This is a genomic window from Streptomyces sp. NBC_00299 (assembly GCF_036173045.1).
GTDB classification, from domain to species: Bacteria; Actinomycetota; Actinomycetes; order Streptomycetales; family Streptomycetaceae; genus Streptomyces; species Streptomyces machairae.
This window is the reverse complement of record NZ_CP108039.1, coordinates 79497-99079: the sequence shown is the minus strand read 5'-3', so window position 1 is coordinate 99079 and position 19583 is coordinate 79497. Positions and strand designations below refer to the sequence as shown.

Below are 19583 nucleotides of genomic sequence, written 5' to 3'. Positions count from 1 at the left end.
GTTGATGACACCGATCTTCTCCCCCCGCCCGGCTCGTACTTCCCGTCCTTGGTCTTTCGCGTGTACTGGACGATCACGACGAACTTGACCTGCGCAGGCCTACCGCCGGTCCTGATGGCGACGCCGTCGAGAAAGCAGGTGCGGGTAGAAGGAGAGGGCGTCCAGGTCGGGTTCGGCCTCCAGCAGGTCCGCGAGCCGGGCGCAGCCGGCCAGGGCCCGTACGGTCTGGCGGCGTTCGCGCAGCGCGCCGATGAGGGCGCCGGTGACCTGGCCGACGGCCGAGCCGATGGTGCCGGGCAGCAGGAGCGCCTGGGCGACGTCGGCGAGCGCGGACTGCAGCTGCTGCGGCAGCGCCTGCCCGAACCGGGAGCCGAGGCCTGCGCGACGCAGGTACTCCTCCAGGGGCTCGCCCGAGTGGTTGGCGTCCCAGTAGCGATGCAGCGCCAAGTCGAAGGGGGGCAGCGGGCGCCCGATCCGGGTAAGTGCAGCCCGGATCGTCAGCACGATCTGCTCGAAGTCGGTGCCGGCGGAGCGGGCGCGGGGAGCACCGTTACCTGGTCACGCTCGTGATGATGGCATCGGGACCATCCCTGCGGGCGTGGGGAGCACCACCGGCCTGCCGGGGCGATCGTCGACCAGCGGGGACCATCCCCGCACGCGCGGGGGCAGACTGCATCACCAGCGAGTTTCCCGGGAGGAAAGCGAGATTCCCAGCATTTCACTGACTTCGGCATTCTACTTAAATCGCCGCTTTATGGGGCGCGTTGGCGATGCGAGGGTTCGCAGCCCGCAGGCGCGCGGAGCGCAACGTGAACCTCACGGCCAACTCCCGGACGAGGCCCCGCGCGGGCGCGCGAAGCGCGTTGCGGCGAGAGGGCATGGCAGCACAGGAGGGGCGTGAAGGGTTGAAGCGCCCGCTCTGACCGGTGACGACGACCGCACTCACGTCCCTAGGCGGGTTGTTGCGAAAGTGGTTCTCGGATGAACCTCCTCCCACTATTCAAATTTGATTAGACTGTGGGCATGGGTGAAAAGACCGTTCCGATCCTGCCGTGCCGCACCATCCAGCCTGTTCTCGACTTCTACGGCATCCTCGGGTTCGAGGTGACCTTCCAGCAGAGGAGCCCCAATCCGTACGCAGTCGTGGCACGCGGCGGCATCCATCTTCACTTCTTCGGGATGAAGGGGTATGAACCGGGCGCGTCCTACAGCACGTGCTACATCGAAACCGATGACGTCGATGGGCTGCACGAGGCCTTCCGGACCAGACTCAAGGCGGCGTACGGCAGAGTCCCGACCCGCGGGGTGCCGCGCATAGGGGCGCTGAAGGACACGTCACACGGTGTACGGCAGTTCCTTGTGACCGATCCGGGTGGCAACTGCCTACGGATCGGGCAGCAGACAAGCCAGGACCACCACCACCGGCCTGCGCCCAAGGAGACCTTTCTCCGAGCTCTGCATCACGCCGCCCTCCTCGCGGACTCGAGGGACGACCCGGCGGGCGCAGCGAAGGTCATTGACCGGGTGTTGCGCATCGAGGACGAGCGACCCACGTCCGTGCAGTTGCTTCGCCTTCTGGTGCTGCGTGCGGATGTCGCTGGGCGCCTCGGTGACGAGGAGACCGCGGCGTCCGCGCATGCCAAGGCTGCCGCTGTTTACCTGACCGCGCAGGAGCATGAGTCGGTGCATGACGACCTCGAGCGTCTCAAGGAGCTACGTAGCTAACCAGGAGCGTTCTTCCTCGCCGGCCGCCTCCACCCGCGTGGCGGCGGTGGCGGGGGCAGTCAGATTGATCACGACCCGATACGCGCCCTAGCTGACCAATAGGAGTGTCGTGAGTATGTGCGACGTTCGTCGGCCAGTAGGAAGCCATGGATGGGGGCGAAGGCCGATGCAGTACGTCAATCTCGATGCTCAGGTCGGCGACCTGTCAGGGGTCTTGGATCCGGCTCGCTACCTGAGCCACCTACCCTCGATCTCCGGTGATCTGCCGCCTGGCGCCTGGGCTCTCGCCACTGACACGGACCACTACGACTTCCGCAGCAGGCGTTGTGTGAAGGACCTGACGCTTCATGCTGTCCGGGGCGCCGGCGGTGAGGATATGGAGGTCGAGTTCCAGCACAACTGCTGGAAGCACGACCAAGACCTGCTGATCCGCTACACAGGGGTGTCCAGCTTCATCATCAATCCCGCCGACGAGGACCTAGGAACGGGCCTCGGGGCTGTGATCCTTGACGAAATCCTGCCGCACAGGGACGGCTGCAGCCACGAGATCGCCTGCTGGGACGGCACGCTCACCATTGTCTGCCGTAACCTCCAGGCGATCTGGACTGAGACCGTCTGCTCCAGCAAGGCGTAGGCGCGACAATTCATGGGGATTGTTGAACGACTGGTGCTTCCCAATGCTGAAGTCAAGCCGCCGCAGTGACTGGGGGTGCGACTTGATAGCACCGTCGGTCACGGATCAAGGCCCACAGAACGTTGACGCGCCGGCGGGCAAGGGCGAGCACGGCCTGGGTGTGTCGTTTGCCTTCGGCGCGCTTGCGGTCGTGGAACTTGCGCGTTGGGGTCGAACTGGACGCTCACCAACACCGATGTGTAGAAGACGGGTTGAAGGCGCCGGGGGTAGCGCTGAGGACGGTAGAGATTCCCGCTGAATCTTGCCCGAGTCGCGTGGTGCGGGCGTCCCTCCCGCGAAGGCTGCGAGGCGGTCAGGACTGGGAAACGCATCCGGGCTTCCGCCGACGGCGACGAGGAACTCGGCGCCGAGAACTGCGCCGATGCCGGGCAGGGACAGGATCACCTCGGCGAGCTCGTGCTCGCGAATCCGGCCTCAATGAGCTTGTCCGTCTCGGAGATCTCTCGTTGAGGCCATCTGAGAGCGTGCGCCAGCTCCAGGAAGAAGTCGGGGAGATCGACCCGGAGGACCTGGCGCACAATCTCGCCGTACCTGACCGAGCACATCCGCCGCTTCGGTGAGTACTCCACCCACGAACTCGGCCTCCAGCCCGGGGCGTACGACCCGCACCTGGACGTCGACTTCAGCTCGGTGCGCGGCGATGGCCCGCCCGCCCCGGACGGCTACGGCCAGGCGGCGTGATCAGACGAAGCCGGGCGGCACGACTGCAACGTCCCTGCGGCCGGCGCTGTGCCATCGGGACGGTCCGCAGTGTTGTTCAGGCGGATTCGAGGATCGGGCGGATCTCGATGGTCTCCGGGGTGGGGAGGCTCTTGGCAAGTTCGACGGCTTCCTCGCGGTCGGCCACGTCGATGATGAACCAGCCGCCGAGGGTCTCCTCGCCGGCCTGCGAGGGCCCGTCGGTCACTGCTGATGTCCCGTCGGCCGTTGTGCGCACCGTCGCGGGAGTGATGTGCTCGGTCTCCAGGGCCTCGCCGCCGACCAGTTTTCCGGTTGCGGCGAGGCTGCCGATCCAGCCTTCGTATTCCTTGCGGTATGCAGCCCGGTCGGCCTGGATCCGACGGCGTGAGGCGTCCGTCTCGAAGATGACGAGTGCGTATTTCATGGAGGTTCCTCTCCGGCCGCCGTACGGGCGACCGCCGCTGATGGGATGTGAGGGGGGCCTGGTCAGGCGGTGCTGTCGGCTGGGGTGATGCGGGCGAGTGCGCCGATCTCCAGTGCGGTCCACACAGCGCCCTCGGGACCGACGGTGATGCCGTGTGGTTCGGAGTGGGGTGTGGGCAGGTCGTGGACGGTGACGGAGCCGTCGGGTGTGATCGTGCCGACGCGGTTGCCGCCCCATTCGGTGAACCAGGCAGTGCCGCCGCCGTCGACGGTGACGGCGTGTGGTCGGGCGGTGCGGTCGGGAAGCGGGAACTCGGTGATCTGCCCATCGGGAGTGATCCGTCCGATCTGCCCGGCGGCGATCTCGACGAACCACAGCGCTCCGTCGCGGCCTGAGGCGATCCCGACCGGAGCCGCCGCCTTTGTTGGCAGTGGCTGGAGGGTGACCGCACCGTCCATGTCGATCCGCCCGATGGCGTTGGCCTGATTGAGGGTGAACCACATCCCACCGTCGTCACCGGCGGTGATCGCTGAGGGGAACGCGCCGGTGACGGGGAGCGGGAACTCGGTGATGTGACCGTCGATGGTGATACGGCCGATACGGTCGGCGGCGGTCTCGGTGAACCACAGTGCGCCGTCGGGTCCCGCCGCGATGCCGAACGGCCCGCAGCCGGGCGTCGGCACGCCGAATGCGTCGATGACGCCGTCGGTCGTGATCCGCCCGATCCGGCCCGCCCGGTACTCGGTGAACCACAGCGCGCCGTCGGGTCCGGGTGTGATGACGGTCGGCCCACAGGTGGGGTCGAGCCGGTGACCGGTCGGCTCCTCGCCGGGGACGAGCCGGCCGATCCGGCCGCTGTGGACGAGGGTGAACCACAGCGCGCCGTCCGGTCCCGTGGTGAGGGCGTACGGTCCGGCCGCGCTATCGGCCACCGCGTACTCTTCGATGGATACCTGGGTCACATGGCTCAAAGGGGCTTTCCCAATCCGCGCTCGGTGGCGATGCGTTCGATGTCGTCCGGGGTTCCGGCCATGATGGTGCGGGCGTGTTCGGTGACCAGGTGGGCGGGCCAGTCCCACCAGGCGGCGCGCTGCAGCCGCTCGATACCGGCGTCGTCGAAGCGCTGCCGGATCGGTCGGGCCGGGTTGCCGCCGACGATCGTGTAGGGCGGAACGTCGGCGGTGACCACCGCTCCGGCCGCGATGATGGCGCCGTCGCCGATCCGCACGCCGGGCATGACGGTCGCCCGATACCCGAACCAGACGTCGTTGCCGACGACCGTGTCACCGCGGCTGGGCATGGCGGTGACGATGTCCAGGGTCTGCTCGGCCCACCGGCCGCCGAACATGGTGAACGGGTACGTCGACACCCCCATCGCCGGATGCTCGGCACCGGCCATCAGGAACGTGGTCCCCGAGGCAATCGCGCAGTACTTGCCGATGATGAGGCGCTCCGGCCCGTAGGCGTAGAGGACGTTGCGGCGCTCGAAGTCCGTGGCGCCGTCCGGGTCGTCGTAGTAGGTGTACTCACCCACGGCGATGTTCGGAGAGGTGACCAGCGGGTTGAGGAACACCACGCGGTCGTGGGCGGGCAGCGGGTGAACGGTGGTCGGATCAGGTGACACGATCGGGGTCCTTTGCCGGGTTGCGGGATGGCGCACACCGCCCGGGCCTGGCGTTGCCGGGGCGTGGCCCGGACCGGCCTGACACGGTGGGCTGTCAGGCGTTCTCGGGGCTGGGCGGGGTGACCCACTCGACGAACTGGACGATCACGCCGTTGGGGTCGGTGACCTGGAAGAGGCGCTCGCCCCAGGGCTCCTCGCGCAGCGGCATGGTGATCTCGACGCCCTCGGTGCGCAGCCGCTTCTCCTCGAGATCGATGCCGGTGCCGGTGAAGGCGAGGATCAGGCCGGAGGCGTGCTGATCACGCTGGTCGGCCGGCAGCACTTCGGTGCCACGGGCGAGAAGGACGATGTCCATTGCGGCGTCGTCGCGCGACAGGGAGGCGAATCCATCGGCAGCAGCCTGCTCGACGTAGCCAAGGTGCGCGGTGAAGAACCGCTGGGACGCGGCGACGTCGTCGACGGTGAGCGAGACGGTGGACGCGGTGACCTGCAAAATGCTTCTCCTCAGTGGATTCCGGGAGGCGGAAGTACGGGTGCCGGGTGAGTGCAGGTCAATAGCTGGAGCGGCGCGGCAGATTGCGAGCCTTCCGGGGGACCTGCCGGGCGGGCGCGGGGAGAGAGCGGGCGCGACGCTGATGGCCACGGGGTAGAGCCGGGGTCCGGTGGTCCCACCCGGTCAGGACCGGGCCGATCTCGACGGGTGCGATCAGCAGGGCGACAGGGCGTGGTTCGGGCATGGGCGCATCCGTTCTTCGCTCCGCAGAAAACATACGACGGATGTAAACTTAGCCCGTCTATACCTAGGGTGTCAACATAAAAATGCTACGAGTGTAAGATTGCCTCATGACTACTGACGCCGCCTCGTCCGCACCCCCTGCCGGCCTGCGGGAATCCAAGAAGCAGGAGACCCGGCAGCTCATCTCCGACGTCGCCACCGGCCTGTTCCTCGCCCAGGGTTTCGAGCGGACCACCATCGCCGAGATCGCCGCCGCCGCGCGGGTAGCGAAGAAGACGGTGACCAACTACTTCCCGCGCAAGGAGGACCTGGCCCTGGATCACCAGGACGCCTTCACCGCCTCCCTGGCCGGTACGGTGACCGGCCGTCAGGCCGGCGAGTCGGCCCTCTCGGCCCTGCGTCGCGCCTTCGTCGACGCGGCCGCGGCCGCCGACCCGGTCGCCGGGTTCTCCGGCCCCGACTTCGCCCGCATGATCGCCGACAGCCCCACCCTCTCCGCCCGACTGCGCGACCTGCACGACCTGCGAGAGGCCGCCTTGGCCGACACCCTGGCCGACGTCACCGGCGCACCCCGCGGCGACATCACCCCCCGCACCGCCGCCGCCCTGCTCGGCGCCGTGCACCGCACCCTGTTCCAGCGCATCCAGGAACTCACCCTCGCCGGCCAGGACAACGCCCGGATCTCCGTCACCGTCATCGCGGAGGCGGACAGCGCCTTCGGCTTGTTGGAGCCTTCGCTCGCCGACTACGCAGCAGCGTGAGCCAGGCGTCGTCCGTCGGCGTTCCGGCGGTGTCCGGTCCGTGGCGGCAAACGTGATCCACCGAATCGTCCGCGCTTCCAGGGGTCTTCGTTCGATACTGCTGTCGTGCTGTTGACGTGGATACTCCATCGAGGCCCACTTCGGACCGCTGCGGCAGTTCACCCTGGCCAACTCCAGCCATCCGAACCACACCGTCCAGACTCGAGCCCTGCACGCCTACCTGCGCTGGCGCAACAAGAACGCCCGCCACCTCGACGTCCTGGCCGCCCGACAATGCGAACGCGCCCGCGTGCGCAGTGAGAAAGGCGTTTGCTGGGGCGGCAGCCCCCCTGCAGACCGCTGTCCCGTCTTAAATGATCTGGTTCGGCATCGGGTCGCTGACGTGCGGCGACCAGTTCAGTTGAGACGTGGGGATGCCGGGAATCTCGGGTGATGTGGTCCTGGCCGGATGGATGCCGGATGCTGTCTCAGCTGATCTGGTCCGGCTGTGCTGTTTCGAACTGATACCACGCCTGGGTCGTCAGCCACGACTGGTAGTCCCGGAAGATCCTTCCGGCCATCGGACTGTTCTCGCTCGTTGAAGAACTCGCTGAAAAGCTGGTGCAGCGTGGTCACGGCTGCGGTGTCGGCCTGCTGGGTGAGGGGGTGGACCCATCCTCCGAGCGACATCCCTGTCAGAGTCGAGCCGGTCGCTGTTTTACTCGGCCTGGTTCGAGGTCACGCGTCTCAGCCGGCTTCCTGAGCTGCACGCTCCAGCCGGCTTCGGTGGTTCTGCCACCATGCCGAGTCGCCCGGCGGCATGCTGTCGTTGCCCTTGTTCATCCCGACGGCACCGTCTATGAGCTCCCGGAGGATATCGGCGTGCCCGGCGTGCCGGTGCGTATCAGCGATCACTCGCACCACGGCATGATGCAACGTCACCTCGTCTTTGCCGTTGGGCCACCACGGCACCCTGCCAGTCGTATCCAGCCCCAGCGCGTCAATTGTCGTGTCCGCGTGCACCCACGCCCGGCGGTAAAGCTCCACGATGTACTCGCGTGACTCATCGGCGGTGGCCCACATATCCGCGTTGGACTCCGCACCGTCATCGAGCCAGGGCAGCGGCTCGCCGGACGGGCGCCCGAAGGTGTCGCCGAGGTAGCCCAGTTCCACACTGGCCACGTGTTTCACCAGGCCCAGGAGATTCGTGCCGGTCGGCGTCAGCGGGCGGCGGATGTCGTACTCCGAGAGCCCTTCGAGCTTCCACAGCAGGGCATCACGGGCGGACTGCAAGTAAAAGTGAAGGTCAGCCTTGGCATCTGATACGGTCATGCGGCCAGTCTGCCGCCCGCACGATCTTTGTCCACCGCCTTTTCCACCGCTCGCGGCGAACCAGATCATCTGACACGACGAGCATCGGACCAGATCACTTGAGACAGGGACCAGATCGACAGAGACGGGACAACCGCGGCCTGACCACCCATGCCGTCGAAGCTTGATCGTTGCCACCGAAGATTGATCACCAGTAGGTTCGTGCCAGCGAAGTCTGATCTACCTGAGTTAGTGGGGGATGCTGGGTGCTCACGCTGACGGAGGTCGCCGACGATCCGTTGACCCTGACACGCCGCCTGGCACTGAATGACGCCTCGGACGTGGTATTCCGCCCTCTCGTCCGCACCGACGCGGACCGTCTGGCAGGTTTTCTCGTGGGCTTGTCGCCTGAAACGAGGCGGCTGAGTATGTTCGATGGGTACGATCTCGCAACTGCCCAGGAGCTGTGTGACGCGATCGCGCGCTACGACAAGCTCAGGCTTGTGCTTGAGGAAGTGCCGTCCGGCAGGATCGTCGGCCTACTTGAGTTCAGCCTCGATCTCCACCCTGAAGACATAGCGCGCTATCGCGGGGCCGGCATCCACCTTGCACCGACCGATTGCCGATTCGGCCCCACCCTGGCTGACGACTACCAGGGGAGAGGGGTGGGAACGCAGGTCTTCCCGCTCGTCACGGACGTCGCACGGCGCTTTGGCAAGAAGAGGGTCATCCTCTGGGGCGGCGTTCTCGCCGACAACCCGCGCGCCATTCGCTACTACCAGAAGAACGGCTTCCACTCTGCCGGCTCCTTCACCGGGGCGGATGGTGTCCGGTCGCTCGACATGATCCTGGACCTCGATTCGCTGCAAGGGTAGTGCCGGTCTCGCTCAATCGTCGGTGACACAGGCTTGACCTTCGCTGTCACCCTCGGCGGCGGCGGGCCACTGTACGACGGCGGGCACACCGCTGGTGCTATCCCGGAGGAGCGCCCGGACCTGGGCCGGGTCCTGCACAACTCCTACAGCCCCGGCGAGGTCCTCGGCTTCATGAGCCACCTGGACATGGTCGTCGGCATGCGCAACCGCGACCACCGATCGGCCGTTTGGGTGGGCGGCATGTCGTGGCGGTGAAGCCCGCGCGCTCGGGTGGGAGATATGGGCTCGGGATGCGGTCAATGGATGCGGTCAATTCGTCCGTGCCCGCATTCGAGCGGATCTCTGCCGATCACGGCTCGCACCGGCCGGTCTTCGTCTCCGCTAGACCGTATGGCCGCCACTAGTGACATGTCGATCCTCATGGTGTTCGAAGAGATGCAGAGCAGCCTGACGACAACGGGCGATGGCGTGCGACACGCGACGATGCGGGGCCTTCCGGAGGGGGCGCCCCGGCGGCTCCGCTGATCGACCAACGAAAGGAGCGCCCGGAATGGGCCACGGAGGAAACGTCATCCAGGAATTGAGCACCGATCACCGAGAGGTCGAAGAGCTCTTCCAGCAGATCGAGAACGAGACCGCGAACCCCACCACCCGCCGAGAACTCGCCGACCAGTTGACGATGGAGCTGGTACGGCATTCGGTGGCTGAGGAACTGCACCTCTACCCAGCAGTCCGCCGGTACGTCGACGGCGGCGACGACCTCGCCGACAAGGAGATCGCTGACCACAGTGAGGTCGAGCGGTTGCTGAAGGAATTGGAGGGCTGCCAGCCCGAAGAGGCACGGTTCGACACACTCATCGCCCAGCTGAAGTCATCGGTCACCGCGCATGTCAGGGACGAAGAGGACCGCCTGTTCCGTCTGCTGGCCGACTCCTGCCCTGCCGAGACACTCGATGAGCTCGGGGGGAAGGTCCGCCTGGCCAAGGAGTCCGCTCCCACCCGCCCGCACCCCGCTGCCCCGGATACTCCACCGCTCAACAAGATCCTTGCGCCCGGAATGGGAATGGTCGACCGAGTCCGAGACAGGCTCACGGGGCGAGGAAAGTAGGACTGACCGTTGTCGTCGGCGAGCAGTACGCGGATGGTCACGGGCTCCCTCTCAGCGGCAGTACGGCACGGACCTCGAAACCCATACTGGGAAGCGTCCCGGCGTCCAGCGTCCCGCCCACACTGCGTGCCCGCTCGCGCATGCCGACGAGACCGAATCCCGGCGTGCCGCCGCCCGTGCCGATCCCGTCGTCGGTGACGGTGACCTGCAGGGCGCCCTTCGCGGCGCGCACCCCGACCCGGATGCCGACGTTTCGCCGGCCGCCGTGCCGTACGGCGTTGGTGAGGGCCTCCTGCACGATCCGGTAGGCGGCCGCGCCGACGTCGGGCGGTACGTCGTCGGCGGTGACTGTCAGATCCACCTCGGCCCCGGAGACCCGGGCCGCCTCTGCGAGGCCTTCCAGTCCGTGCAGGTTGAGCAGCAGGTCACGGTCATCGTGGATGTCGTGTGTGCGCAGCACCTCCAAGGTGGTGCGCAGTTCACCGCGGGCGGTGCGGCAGGTCTCGGCGATGTCGTCGAGGGACTTGGCGACGGCCTCGCGGTCCAGGCGCTCGGGATCGGCGTTCAGGACGTGCGCGGCGACGGAGGTCTGCACGCCGATCAGGGTGATGCTGTGCGCGAGTAGATCGTGGAGGTCGCGGGCGATGCGCAGCCGTTCCTCGGCGACCCGTCGGCGGGCCTCCTGTTCGCGTGTGCGTTCGGCGTGTTCGGCGCGCTCGACAACGGCGGCGACGTACTGCCGGTAGAAGCGCAGCGCGATACCGATGAAGACCACGGAGATCACCCAGCCGGCGGCCTGCAGCGCCTCGGCGGCCTGTTGCCTGTTGACCACCATCATGGTGCTCAGCGCCACGGCCAGGGCCATGCCACTGGTGAGCAGGGAGCGCAGGGGCCGGCAGGTGACGGCCATGCTGTACACCGTGACGACCGAGACGGGGAGCGGGGCGGTGTGGTTGTTGTCAAGGGCGTGGTACGGCAATAGCAGGGCGGCTTCCGCGACCAGCATCGGCAGCGGATGGCGCCGCCGCCACACGATCGGGATCTGTCCGGCGAGCAGTAACAGCCAGCCCAGGGTGTCCGGTCGCCGGGCCGGGTCGGTGAGGAGCGCGAGGGCGACGGCCTGGGCGGTGACAACGATGGCGAGCAGGAGGTCGTTGCGGGTGGCGTGCGGGGCGGTGCGCGGGTCGCGGTTGATCACCGCCATGATGCGTTCGCCGATAAGAGGTTCGCGTTCTGCTTCGGGCACGGGCTCATCCTCCGTATCGAGGGCGCCCGTCCGGTATGGAGGGACGCCCAGGGACATCACGCGGATCGGGAAGGAGTCCTACCTTCACCGGCTCCCGGGCCGGGGTTTGGGAATCCGGCGCCTTCGGCATCGGGTCGGGCCACCACACCTTCCCGCAGAGGCCGACGCTGGCACTGGTGACGAGGTAGGTGCGGGCGAGGAAGGTATCGAGGAGCACCCGGACGAGATGACGAAGCCGACGCGCCCGCGAAGGCAGGCACGAGCACCGGCGCAGCGCGCACCTGCGAGGCAGGGCTTACGCCTCGCGGACGTGGCCGCGCAGCGCTTGGACGAGCCGTAAGGCAGACGAGCTCGGAGCCACTGAGTCGGGGTGGTCGCCCCATCCATCGGGGGCCCTCGAGTGTCGTCGTCGACGATCTCCACATACCGGGCGGTCAAGAGGGTCTCGAGGTCTGTCGTCACAGACAGGTCATTGAGGCCCTCGCTTCTTCTGAGGCACGGGACTTCGCGTGAGCGAGCTCGAAGGGTCGCGCTGTGCGGCAACGGCCTCGTGCACGTTCAGCAGAAAGCGCTGGATTGTTGCCAGCTCGGTGTCGGAGAAGGTCCGCGTCGCAGCGACGACCTCCGTGATCAGCGGCCCGAAAAATGACTGTCCGAGGGTGACTGCCTGGTCATCAACCTCGAGCAGCACGCGGCGTCGGTCGCGGCTGTCTCGTGTGCGTTGCACGTGGCCGAGCCTCTCGAGCCGGTCGACAAGGGCCGTGGTGCCCGCGGAGTTCAGGCCGAGCTGCCGCCCGAGCCAGCCCGGCGTCGCAGGCGTGTGCGCCCGAGCGGCATCCAACAGGCAGATCAGGGCACGCAGGTCGGTCGGATGCAGTGTGTTGCGATGGGCGAACTCGGCTGCGAGCAGGTCGAGTTCGATGGTGATGGTACGCAGCTGATGCACAACCCGCAGTCCAGGCTCATCTTCATTTTCATCCATGCCGTTCCGCTCTTCCGTGATCGATCCAGCATCTATAGTATCTCGTTCGACGAGATACTTGCTCAGCAACTATTTTCGCGGGGGGCGTCCCATGGCAGAAGACCTGACTCGCTTTCTGGCGGCGTACGACGCCGTCCTGGACCGGTGGCCCGTGCCCTTCGACCGGATGGATCTGACATCCGTGTACGGCGCAACTCGGGTCACCGCGTGCGGCCCCGTGGACGGGGAACCGCTGGTGCTGCTGCACGGTGGCGACGCCACCTCGGCAGTGTGGTTCGCCAACGTGGCCGATCTGAGCCGCACTCGGCGCGTTTACGCCGTCGACCGGATCGGCGAGGCAGGCCGCAGCCTGCGCGGGGGCCGCCCCGTCCGATCCGTCGACGACCTTCTCGACTGGCTGGACGGTGTACTCGATGGCTTGGGCCTGGGCCGGGCCGACCTGTGCGGGCACTCCTATGGCGGATGGATTGCCCTCACCTATGCGCTGCGCACGCCGCAGCGGGTCCGCAAGCTCGCTCTCCTCGATCCCACCCAGTGCTTCGCTGGGTTCAAGGCTGGGTACCTGCTACGCGCCCTTCCCATGCTCATCCGGCCCACCGCCCAACGGGCCCGCGCGTTCCTCGCCTGGGAAACCCGAGGCGCGGAAGTCGACCCCGCATGGCTGGACCTGTACGGGCTCGCCGCCGAATTCCCGCGCACGAAGGCCGTTGTGGGCAAACGCCCGGGGCCCCGGCAACTGCGGAGCTCTACAATCCCGACGTTGGTGCTGCTTGCAGGGGACAGCAGGGCGCACGACATTCGGCGCGTCGAGGCAGCGGCGCGGCTGCACCTGCCACATGTCGAAACCGCGGTACTCCCCGGCCTGTCGCACCACAGCGTCCCGTTCGCCCGGGCCGCTGCAATCAACAGCATGCTCCTGGACTTCCTTGGCAAGCTTTGAACCGGGGAGGTTACACATCATTCCCGCCACCGGAGGCTAGTGCTGTGACCGGCAAAGTTCGCCGGGGTGGACGGTGGGCGTGAGGGACTGCAGCCTTTGCCTTTGTGGGGTGAGTTTTTCAGGTGGCGACGGGCCACCGCCGGGCCAGGCCGCGGTAAGGGCGGAAGCGCGCAGTGGTTTCGGCCGGTTCGGCCTCGTGTGCGCTAAGGACGTAGAGACGCTGCCCGTCCTCGCTGATGTGAAAGTGCTCAGCGATCAGCTCGGATGGTGCGGCGGCGGTGCTCCGGGCGGCCAACTCGTCGGCTAGTTCACGGGCGGTTGCGGGATCTTCGGTGTCGTAGGACGCCGTGGTGAAGTATCGAACGGCGGCCTCGCGCAGGGCGATGGAGCGATGGAGCGTATAGCGGCCGGGCGGGCCGGCTGTGAACAGGCTCTGGATCGCGTTGCCGAGGGTCTGCTGGTTCTGGGGGTTGGCAGCGAACGCCCGGTGGGCGTCGCTGTTGGTCCACTGGGCGTAGTTGAGGATCGTTCGGCCGTCGGATCCTTCGAGGCAGTAGCGTGAGAGATAGGCGGTGGGAAGCCGGGTGTTCTCCCAGGCGTCCATGACACCGCTTATGACTCTCTCCTGCTCTTCACGGCCCTGGGTGTGCCATTCGGAGATGAGGACGAGACCCGCGTCCGGACGGGTTGGATCGGGCAGAGCAACTGCGGCGAGCTCAAGATCATTGGCCATGGTGACAGCCTTCAACCTCAACTGCGGTAGAGGTCAAGGTCACGGGACTCAATATCGATCTCCCGCACCGTGCTGCCGTAGCCCTCGGCCGCCATCAGGCCGGCGCTGCCCGGGGTCTGCTGCCCCAGCGGAAGTGCCGTACATGGACCTGATCCACGAGACGCACGTGAGCGAGCCGGGCCTGCTCGTCGTCGACGTCACGGCCGCCGACGACGCCATCGCGCTCGCCTTCCAGCAGCTGCTCGCCGTCCGGTGGGCGACGGCCGCAGCGGGGCAGACAACGCGGGACGCCGGTCAGCCCGGCGTACGGCTGCGCTGTTACCTGAACCTGCGCCAGCAGCTCGCCGCGGCCGCCGTGGTCGACCCGACCATGGAGCCGACCACGGGCCGGCCCTGACTCATGACAGGGCGCCGCCTTCGCCGAACAGCGGCACCTCCTGGACGTCGACGTCCGCGGGGATGCGGTGCGGGCGGGCCGGGTGCCGCCACGTCCGGCGCTGTCGCGGGCGACGTCGACGCCGACTTCCATCACGACCTCCGGCTGCACCAGGACGGCATCGAGGGTAAGGCCGCTTCGGCACGTGGGCCGCGGCGCGCGGCGGGCTCGCCTCGCGCTTCGGAGGCGACGAATTCGCTGCCGTCGTGCTGCCGCCAGCGACATAGGCCGAGCGGCTGTATGAGGAGACGGAGCAGCTCAAGGAGGCCTTAACGGCGGCAAGGTCGCTTGGTCGGCGGGGCCGTTCACCCGAACGCGAGGGACTGGTCGCGGTTGGACAGGGCCTGGCATACGGTCCGAAACGGATCAGGCCGTGCCGCTTCCGGCGCCTTTTGGTGTCCGGTCCGCCGTGTCACGTTCGCCCTGACGCATCCGCCAGGACGGCGGCAACCGGACCGGAAGGCCCCACATGAATCGTCATTGCCTGACCGACCCGCCGTATGCGATCCGTGAACGCCGGCCGGTTCGCCGCGGAGTCGTTTCCGTGCTGGCCGCGGCTGCGCTGCTCACCCTGGCGCTTCCGGGCGCAGCAGCCCACGCGGCGGCGCCCACCTGTTTCGGTACCCCGGCCACGATCTCCGGCTCCGGCACCCTCAACGGCACCCCCGGCAACGACGTCATCGTCGGGTCTGCCGGCGTCGACACGATCGACGGCTTCGGCGGCAACGACCTCATCTGCGGACTCGCTGGAGGTGACTCCATCAACGGTGGTGCCGGCAACGACCAGATCGACGCAGGCCCCGGTGACGACCTGGTGCGCGGTGACGTCTTCCGCACCACCGGTGACGCGGTCGCCAAACGTGGGAACGACCTGCTGCTGCGCGATGGGAACGACCGCGCCTCCGGGGACAACGTCGCCTTCAACGGCAACGCTTCGGGCGCCGGGCACGACCGCATCGAGGGCGGAGCGGGCGATGACAGCCTGGCCGGGGACAACAATTCCTTCACCGGCAATGCGACGGGTGCGGGCAACGACGTCATCAACGGCGGTCCGGGCGTTGACGACATGCGCGGCGACAGCAACGCGGCGACCGTCGCCACCGGGGCAGGCAACGACGTCCTGGACCTCGGAGCGGACGGCGGGTTCTTCGCCATCGGGGACAACAACCTGGTCACTGCGGGCGGCACGTCGGCCAGTGCGGGCAACGACGTGATCAGAGGCGGCGCCGCGGGTGATCTCCTGGTCGGCGACAGCTCCGCGAACAACTCCCTGCGAGCGGGCAACGACCAGCTCACCGGACGCGCCGGGGCGGACACGCTGTTCGGCGACAACGTCGACTTCAGCGCCTCCACCACCGTCGGGACCGCAGGCGGGCGGGACGTCCTTTCGGGCGACGCGGGCGATGACACCCTGCGGGCCGGTCCGGCGAACGACTTCCTCAACGGAGGACGCGACACCGACGAGTGCGACGGCGAAGCGGGCACCGGCGACTTCGCTCTGGCATGTGAGTCGGTCCTCGGCGTGCCGTAACGGTCGCGCTCCTATCCTCAGGGTGTCGAGCGCCGCCTACGCTGCCGAGTCCGCCGCCGACCGCACGTGAACAGATCAGCGGCAGGCGGCCACGTTGCCCATGAGGTTCGCCCGGATCGCGGCCTCGAATGGTCAGGGGAGATCCGGGAGCGCGGCACCGCGTCCCCCTCCGGTCCGCGCCTGATCGCCTGGGCGCATGCGGGCCCATGCTTCGGACCAGCCTCGCCGGTCACACTGTCGGTCAGCTCAGCAGCGATCGAGGCCGCGAGTCCAGGATTTCCTCGGCCTCGTCACTGATCGCGCGGACCACGTCCGCAGCGGGGCGGACGGCGTCGACGAAGGACGCTGACTGACCGTAGAGGATCGCGCCCGTGTCGGGGTCGGGCGGAGCCTCGAAGGGGTTGCCGTGTTCCGGGGGTGCGAACTCCTCTTTGCGTTCCCGCAGCGTTGCTTCACGTTCTGACCACTCGTCGGTGAACCGATTGCGGCGGACTCGCGTGCCGATGGTCGCTGGCCAGGGCAGTCCCGACACGATGTCGTAGGCCCGCGTCCATACGGTGTCGCTGCCGTCGCTCTCGACGATCAGGCGCTTGTGGATGTCGTGCACCTCGACCGCCTCGGGTGTGGCGAGAAACGCCGTGCCAAGCCAGGCACCGTCTGCACCAGCAGTGAGGACGGCCGCTAGCGTTCGACCGTCAGCGATGCCGCCTGCGGCCAACACCGGAACATCCGGGTATCGTCTCACCACCCCGGCCAGGAACGGCAACAGGCCCATCGTCCCGGTATGGCCACCAGCCTCAGTACCTTGCGCCACGAGGACATCGGCACCCGCGGCGACGGCCATCTCCGCGTCCTGGTAGTTCTGGACCTGGCACATCACCCGGGCTCCCGCGTCCCTGGCGCGGGCGAGCCACGGCTGGGGGTCAGCAAACGACAGGGCGACGACCTCTGGCCGCTCCTCCAGCGTGGCGTCGAAGAGCGGCCCAGTGAAGGAGAGGAATGGCGTGATGAAGCCGACACCAAACGGCCGATCCGTCGTGGCGCGGATGGTCGCGATCTCCGCACGGATCCAGTCTGGCCCCTTCGACGGATGCGTCCCGCCGAAGGAGCCGAGCCCGCCGGCAGCGGAAACCGCGGCGGCGAGTGTCCCGCCACTGTGCAAGCCCATGGGGGCAGCCATCACCGGATAGGTGAGACCGAACATCTCGGTGAATCTTGTGCGCAACATGAACCAAAGCTAGCGAACTTAGCAACCCGGATATATCTGCAACAGGCCGAGCGGTCGCGCATGTCTTGGACGAACCGGGCGACGACGCACGGGCGCTGTTGCCCTGGCAAGAGACCCGACGGTTGCGCATCTGGTTGCGCTAGGGGTTGCGCCTATTGTTGCGGGACCCGGCGGGCCGGCGCCGTGCCCGTGCAGGTCACCACATGGGTTCGGCGTGGTCGAGCCTTTGACATCCCCGTCGGCGGCTTTGCGCATGCCCTGACTTGAGTTGAGGAGAGGAAGGGCGGGATGGGCGGCGCGGCCGCTGCCGGGGCTCGGGGCTCGGGGCGCGCACGGGCGCGACGGCCGGGAGTTGTCGGGGGCGGATTCGGTGATGTGGTTGAAGCCCCCGCAGCCAGGGCGTCAGCTCCTGGGCGGCTCCGCACAGCGTGCGCACGCGGCCCTGGGGGCTAGCCCGGGCCATCCCGGTGCACCTCAGCTGCTGCTCGCGGACAGCAGGAGGTGGGCGACGCGGCTGGGGTCGTCGGACATGGGTGAGTGCCCGCAGCCGTGCAGTCGGAGATGACGGGCCCCGGGCAGGAGCCGAGTCGCGCGGCGTGCTTGGTGCAGCGGTGTCAGGAGATCGCGGGTGCCCCATGCGACGGTGACGGGGACATCGGGGGCGAAGCCGCGGAGCCGGTAGTTGTGGGCTGCCCGGCGTGTGGCTTCGAAGCCGGGTGAGCGGGCCAGGTTGCGAAGGGCGCCGTCGGCTGCCTCTGCTGTCATCTGCCAGGGCCGTGCGACGAGTTGCCAGAATGCGAGTGTGCGGCCCAGCGGATTGCCGGTCACTCGTGCCGTACGTCCGCCGAGGCTCTCCGCCATCATGCGCGCGACCCGAAGTGAGCCGAGGGCGTAGGCCGCTTCGGGGCCGGTCCACAGGCCGATGGGGGACAGTGCGACAGCGTTGCTGACGGCGCCTGTCCGGGCGAGTTCGAGTGCGACGGCCCCGCCGAGCGAGTTGCCGACGACGGGCGGGCGCGTGAGGCCGACTGTGGAGAACCACGTGGCGACCTCGGCAGCCAGTGCGTGGACGGTGGGGGTGGTGCTGTCCGGCAGCGGTGGGCTGTCGCCGAATCCCGGCAGGTCGACGGCCACGACCTCGCGTTCACGAGCAAGCAGGTCGATGACGGGTGCCCAGCCCTCCCGGTCCAGCTGGCGGATCACGACCAGGGCCGGGCCGCTGCCGCGACGGCTGCTGACGAGCTGGATATTCGACATGCCGGGATCGTACGGTGATGGGTGGTTATCGCACGAGTTGATTGGGGCTTGCGCGCGTCGGGCGGGCGTCCACACCCGTCGACCGGCCCACGGCAGCGCTTTTTGCCGAAGGGGTGGCTCAGCCCTGCGACGTGAGGTGGTCGATGACCGCGGTGAACTCATCTGTCGGGGAGAAGTCCACGTATTCGCAGTCCTCGAGGGCCACGGGGGCGTGTCCGGGCGGCCAGTAGAACGCCTGTCCCGCCTCGTAGACCTCCTCACCGTCCTTCGTCACCATCTTCAGCCGGCCTTTGATCATGTACCCCCAGTGAGGGCACTGGCAGAGATCATCGGTCAGTCCCTTCAGGGCCGGCCGCAGATCTGTCCCCTGAGGCAGTTGTGCGAAGGCCACGGACAGGTCTCCGCCGACCGCTCGTGTACGGAGTTCGACGCCTCCGCCCTCGATTGCGACTGGTGTGTCCTGCCGGGTTGTCCCTGTCATTGCTGCCTCGCTTCGTTCGTGGTGCGGCGGTGTGTCTCGTTTCCAGGCTGGCTCCGGCGGTCGGGGCTCGCCAGGCGGGCCCACGGGCTGCCGGCCCGCCTGCCGCATCTCCCCTCGCCGCGATTCAGCTCTGGCTGCGCTGACCACGAGTTGGTTCAAGTCCCGGCGCCAGGACTGCAAGGCTCGCACCGGGGCGGCTGGCGTGCGGCATGCGGAGAAAATCACCGAGCGCACCTTGACGTCGTGGCAGTCGGAGTCTGCGAAGACCGTGGCGGTGGCGGTGGCGAAGACCGTGGCGGTGGCGGTGGCGGTGGTGTTGGTGCGGTTCTGCGGGGCGAAGGCCGACGAGGCATTGCTGACGAGGCCCCTTGCGGGGAAGGTGTACCTCAGGAGCTGGCGCCGCTGACCCCGGGGGCGACGAAGCGCCGGTGCAGGGGGTAGAACTTCGGTTCGGGGTCGCTTTGCACGCCCAGTTCGCCCTTGAGTACGGGGGCGATTCTGGCCTCGATGAACCGGTTGAAGTGGTCCTCCGACTCCCAGATGTCCATCACGTTGAGGCCGCCGTGGACGAACCAGGCGGCGTGCAGCACGCACCCGTCCGGTGCGTCTTCTTCCCAGCGCACCCTCTGGCGCACCGCGTCGTACACGTCGGGTGTGATCTCGGGCCAGGAAAAGGTCATCACGACTGCCATGGAGTTTCCCTTTCGACCGCCTGGACACGCCGCGGCCGGACGGCCCGCGGCATAGCACTGCGAAGCTAAGCCGCGGGTATCGCCGGTGCACTCCGGGGCGTCCATCCGAGAATGGTGCGTGTCCGCGGGCAGAACGGGT

At 67.8% G+C, this 19583-nt stretch carries 22 protein-coding genes and 3 pseudogenes; 11 read left to right on the top strand and 14 right to left on the bottom strand.

Translation table 11 applies throughout. The annotated features are described in order from the left end of the window. Positions 1-129: 129 nt before the first annotated feature. Positions 130-537: pseudogene (locus OHT51_RS00440) on the bottom strand (ATP/GTP-binding protein); the annotation flags it as partial. 486 nt (positions 538-1023) lie between these two features. On the opposite strand from OHT51_RS00440, the gene OHT51_RS00435 reads away from it, so the two are divergent. Together OHT51_RS00435 and OHT51_RS00430 are read left to right on the top strand one after the other, a co-directional pair. Next, entirely contained in the window at positions 1024-1725 is a 702-nt protein-coding gene (locus OHT51_RS00435; protein ID WP_328876860.1) for a bleomycin resistance protein, read from the top strand. A 166-nt stretch (positions 1726-1891) separates the two neighbouring features. Next, the gene (locus OHT51_RS00430; protein ID WP_328876859.1) at positions 1892-2359 is read left to right on the top strand and encodes a hypothetical protein; all 468 of its coding nucleotides are present in this window, start codon (positions 1892-1894) and stop codon (positions 2357-2359) included. Positions 2360-2411: 52 nt separating this feature from the next. Here OHT51_RS00430 and OHT51_RS00425 read toward each other — a convergent pair. The 5 genes and pseudogenes from OHT51_RS00425 to OHT51_RS00405 form a co-directional block, all read right to left on the bottom strand. Then, positions 2412-2862, bottom strand: a pseudogene (locus tag OHT51_RS00425) (transposase); the annotation flags it as partial. A gap of 314 nt (positions 2863-3176) precedes the next feature. Then, entirely contained in the window at positions 3177-3524 is a 348-nt protein-coding gene (locus OHT51_RS00420; protein WP_328876858.1) for a YciI family protein, read from the bottom strand. 62 nt (positions 3525-3586) lie between these two features. Beyond that, a complete protein-coding gene (locus tag OHT51_RS00415) occupies positions 3587-4486 on the bottom strand; it encodes a Vgb family protein (RefSeq protein WP_443052373.1) in 900 nt (299 codons plus the stop codon). A 5-nt stretch (positions 4487-4491) separates the two neighbouring features. Then, positions 4492-5151 carry a CatB-related O-acetyltransferase gene (locus tag OHT51_RS00410; RefSeq protein ID WP_443052685.1) on the bottom strand — a complete coding sequence of 220 codons (660 nt, stop codon included), beginning with the start codon at positions 5149-5151 and terminating at the stop codon, positions 4492-4494. Between the two features lie 91 nt (positions 5152-5242). Beyond that, entirely contained in the window at positions 5243-5641 is a 399-nt protein-coding gene (locus OHT51_RS00405) for a VOC family protein (protein WP_328876855.1), read from the bottom strand. A gap of 350 nt (positions 5642-5991) precedes the next feature. Between OHT51_RS00405 and OHT51_RS00400 the strand changes: the two genes are divergently transcribed. Both OHT51_RS00400 and OHT51_RS00395 read left to right on the top strand, forming a co-directional pair. Beyond that, positions 5992-6645, top strand: coding sequence for a TetR/AcrR family transcriptional regulator (locus OHT51_RS00400; RefSeq protein ID WP_328876854.1), 654 nt, complete (start codon positions 5992-5994; stop codon positions 6643-6645). A gap of 127 nt (positions 6646-6772) precedes the next feature. Further along, positions 6773-6967, top strand: a pseudogene (locus OHT51_RS00395) (IS630 family transposase); the annotation flags it as partial. 404 nt (positions 6968-7371) lie between these two features. Here the strand turns inward: OHT51_RS00395 and OHT51_RS00390 are convergent. Continuing rightward, entirely contained in the window at positions 7372-7956 is a 585-nt protein-coding gene (locus tag OHT51_RS00390; RefSeq protein ID WP_328876853.1) for a DinB family protein, read from the bottom strand. A 245-nt stretch (positions 7957-8201) separates the two neighbouring features. On the opposite strand from OHT51_RS00390, the gene OHT51_RS00385 reads away from it, so the two are divergent. The 3 genes from OHT51_RS00385 to OHT51_RS00375 all read left to right on the top strand — a co-directional run bounded on the left by OHT51_RS00385 (position 8202) and on the right by OHT51_RS00375 (position 9918). After that, positions 8202-8810, top strand: coding sequence for a GNAT family N-acetyltransferase (locus OHT51_RS00385; protein WP_328876852.1), 609 nt, complete (start codon positions 8202-8204; stop codon positions 8808-8810). 33 nt (positions 8811-8843) lie between these two features. Next, complete coding sequence (locus OHT51_RS00380; protein WP_328876851.1) at positions 8844-9065, top strand: hypothetical protein; 222 nt, start codon at positions 8844-8846, stop codon at positions 9063-9065. Positions 9066-9360: 295 nt separating this feature from the next. Continuing rightward, positions 9361-9918, top strand: a complete 558-nt coding sequence (locus tag OHT51_RS00375) for a hemerythrin domain-containing protein (protein WP_328876850.1) — start codon at positions 9361-9363, stop codon at positions 9916-9918. Positions 9919-9955: 37 nt separating this feature from the next. On the opposite strand, the gene OHT51_RS00370 is transcribed toward OHT51_RS00375, so the two are convergent. Together OHT51_RS00370 and OHT51_RS00365 are read right to left on the bottom strand one after the other, a co-directional pair. Further along, complete coding sequence (locus OHT51_RS00370; protein WP_443052372.1) at positions 9956-11221, bottom strand: sensor histidine kinase; 1266 nt, start codon at positions 11219-11221, stop codon at positions 9956-9958. Positions 11222-11633: 412 nt separating this feature from the next. Beyond that, positions 11634-12146: a MarR family winged helix-turn-helix transcriptional regulator gene (locus tag OHT51_RS00365; RefSeq protein ID WP_328876849.1), complete on the bottom strand. Its 513-nt coding sequence runs from the start codon at positions 12144-12146 to the stop codon at positions 11634-11636. Positions 12147-12237: 91 nt separating this feature from the next. Between OHT51_RS00365 and OHT51_RS00360 the strand changes: the two genes are divergently transcribed. Further along, entirely contained in the window at positions 12238-13086 is an 849-nt protein-coding gene (locus tag OHT51_RS00360) for an alpha/beta fold hydrolase (protein WP_328876848.1), read from the top strand. 118 nt (positions 13087-13204) lie between these two features. On the opposite strand, the gene OHT51_RS00355 is transcribed toward OHT51_RS00360, so the two are convergent. Continuing rightward, positions 13205-13819 carry a hypothetical protein gene (locus OHT51_RS00355; RefSeq protein WP_328876847.1) on the bottom strand — a complete coding sequence of 205 codons (615 nt, stop codon included), beginning with the start codon at positions 13817-13819 and terminating at the stop codon, positions 13205-13207. A 142-nt stretch (positions 13820-13961) separates the two neighbouring features. Here OHT51_RS00355 and OHT51_RS00350 point away from each other — a divergent pair, with 142 nt between their 5' ends. Together OHT51_RS00350 and OHT51_RS00345 are read left to right on the top strand one after the other, a co-directional pair. Beyond that, entirely contained in the window at positions 13962-14216 is a 255-nt protein-coding gene (locus OHT51_RS00350) for a DUF6207 family protein (protein ID WP_328876846.1), read from the top strand. A gap of 583 nt (positions 14217-14799) precedes the next feature. Beyond that, positions 14800-15786, top strand: coding sequence for a calcium-binding protein (locus tag OHT51_RS00345; RefSeq protein ID WP_328876845.1), 987 nt, complete (start codon positions 14800-14802; stop codon positions 15784-15786). A gap of 241 nt (positions 15787-16027) precedes the next feature. On the opposite strand, the gene OHT51_RS00340 is transcribed toward OHT51_RS00345, so the two are convergent. The 3 genes from OHT51_RS00340 to OHT51_RS00330 form a co-directional block, all read right to left on the bottom strand. Continuing rightward, on the bottom strand, positions 16028-17014 hold the full coding sequence (locus OHT51_RS00340; RefSeq protein WP_328876844.1) for an NAD(P)H-dependent flavin oxidoreductase: 987 nt from the start codon (positions 17012-17014) through the stop codon (positions 16028-16030). A gap of 474 nt (positions 17015-17488) precedes the next feature. After that, the gene (locus OHT51_RS00335) at positions 17489-18271 is read right to left on the bottom strand and encodes an alpha/beta fold hydrolase (RefSeq protein WP_328876843.1); all 783 of its coding nucleotides are present in this window, start codon (positions 18269-18271) and stop codon (positions 17489-17491) included. Between the two features lie 118 nt (positions 18272-18389). Beyond that, positions 18390-18569, bottom strand: a complete 180-nt coding sequence (locus OHT51_RS00330) for a hypothetical protein (RefSeq protein ID WP_328430291.1) — start codon at positions 18567-18569, stop codon at positions 18390-18392. 418 nt (positions 18570-18987) lie between these two features. Between OHT51_RS00330 and OHT51_RS00325 the strand changes: the two genes are divergently transcribed. Beyond that, complete coding sequence (locus OHT51_RS00325) at positions 18988-19158, top strand: hypothetical protein (RefSeq protein WP_328876842.1); 171 nt, start codon at positions 18988-18990, stop codon at positions 19156-19158. Here OHT51_RS00325 and OHT51_RS00320 read toward each other — a convergent pair. Then, the gene (locus OHT51_RS00320; RefSeq protein ID WP_307072130.1) at positions 19139-19444 is read right to left on the bottom strand and encodes a hypothetical protein; all 306 of its coding nucleotides are present in this window, start codon (positions 19442-19444) and stop codon (positions 19139-19141) included. The genes OHT51_RS00325 and OHT51_RS00320 overlap by 20 nt on opposite strands. Between the last annotated feature and the right edge of the window lie 139 nt (positions 19445-19583).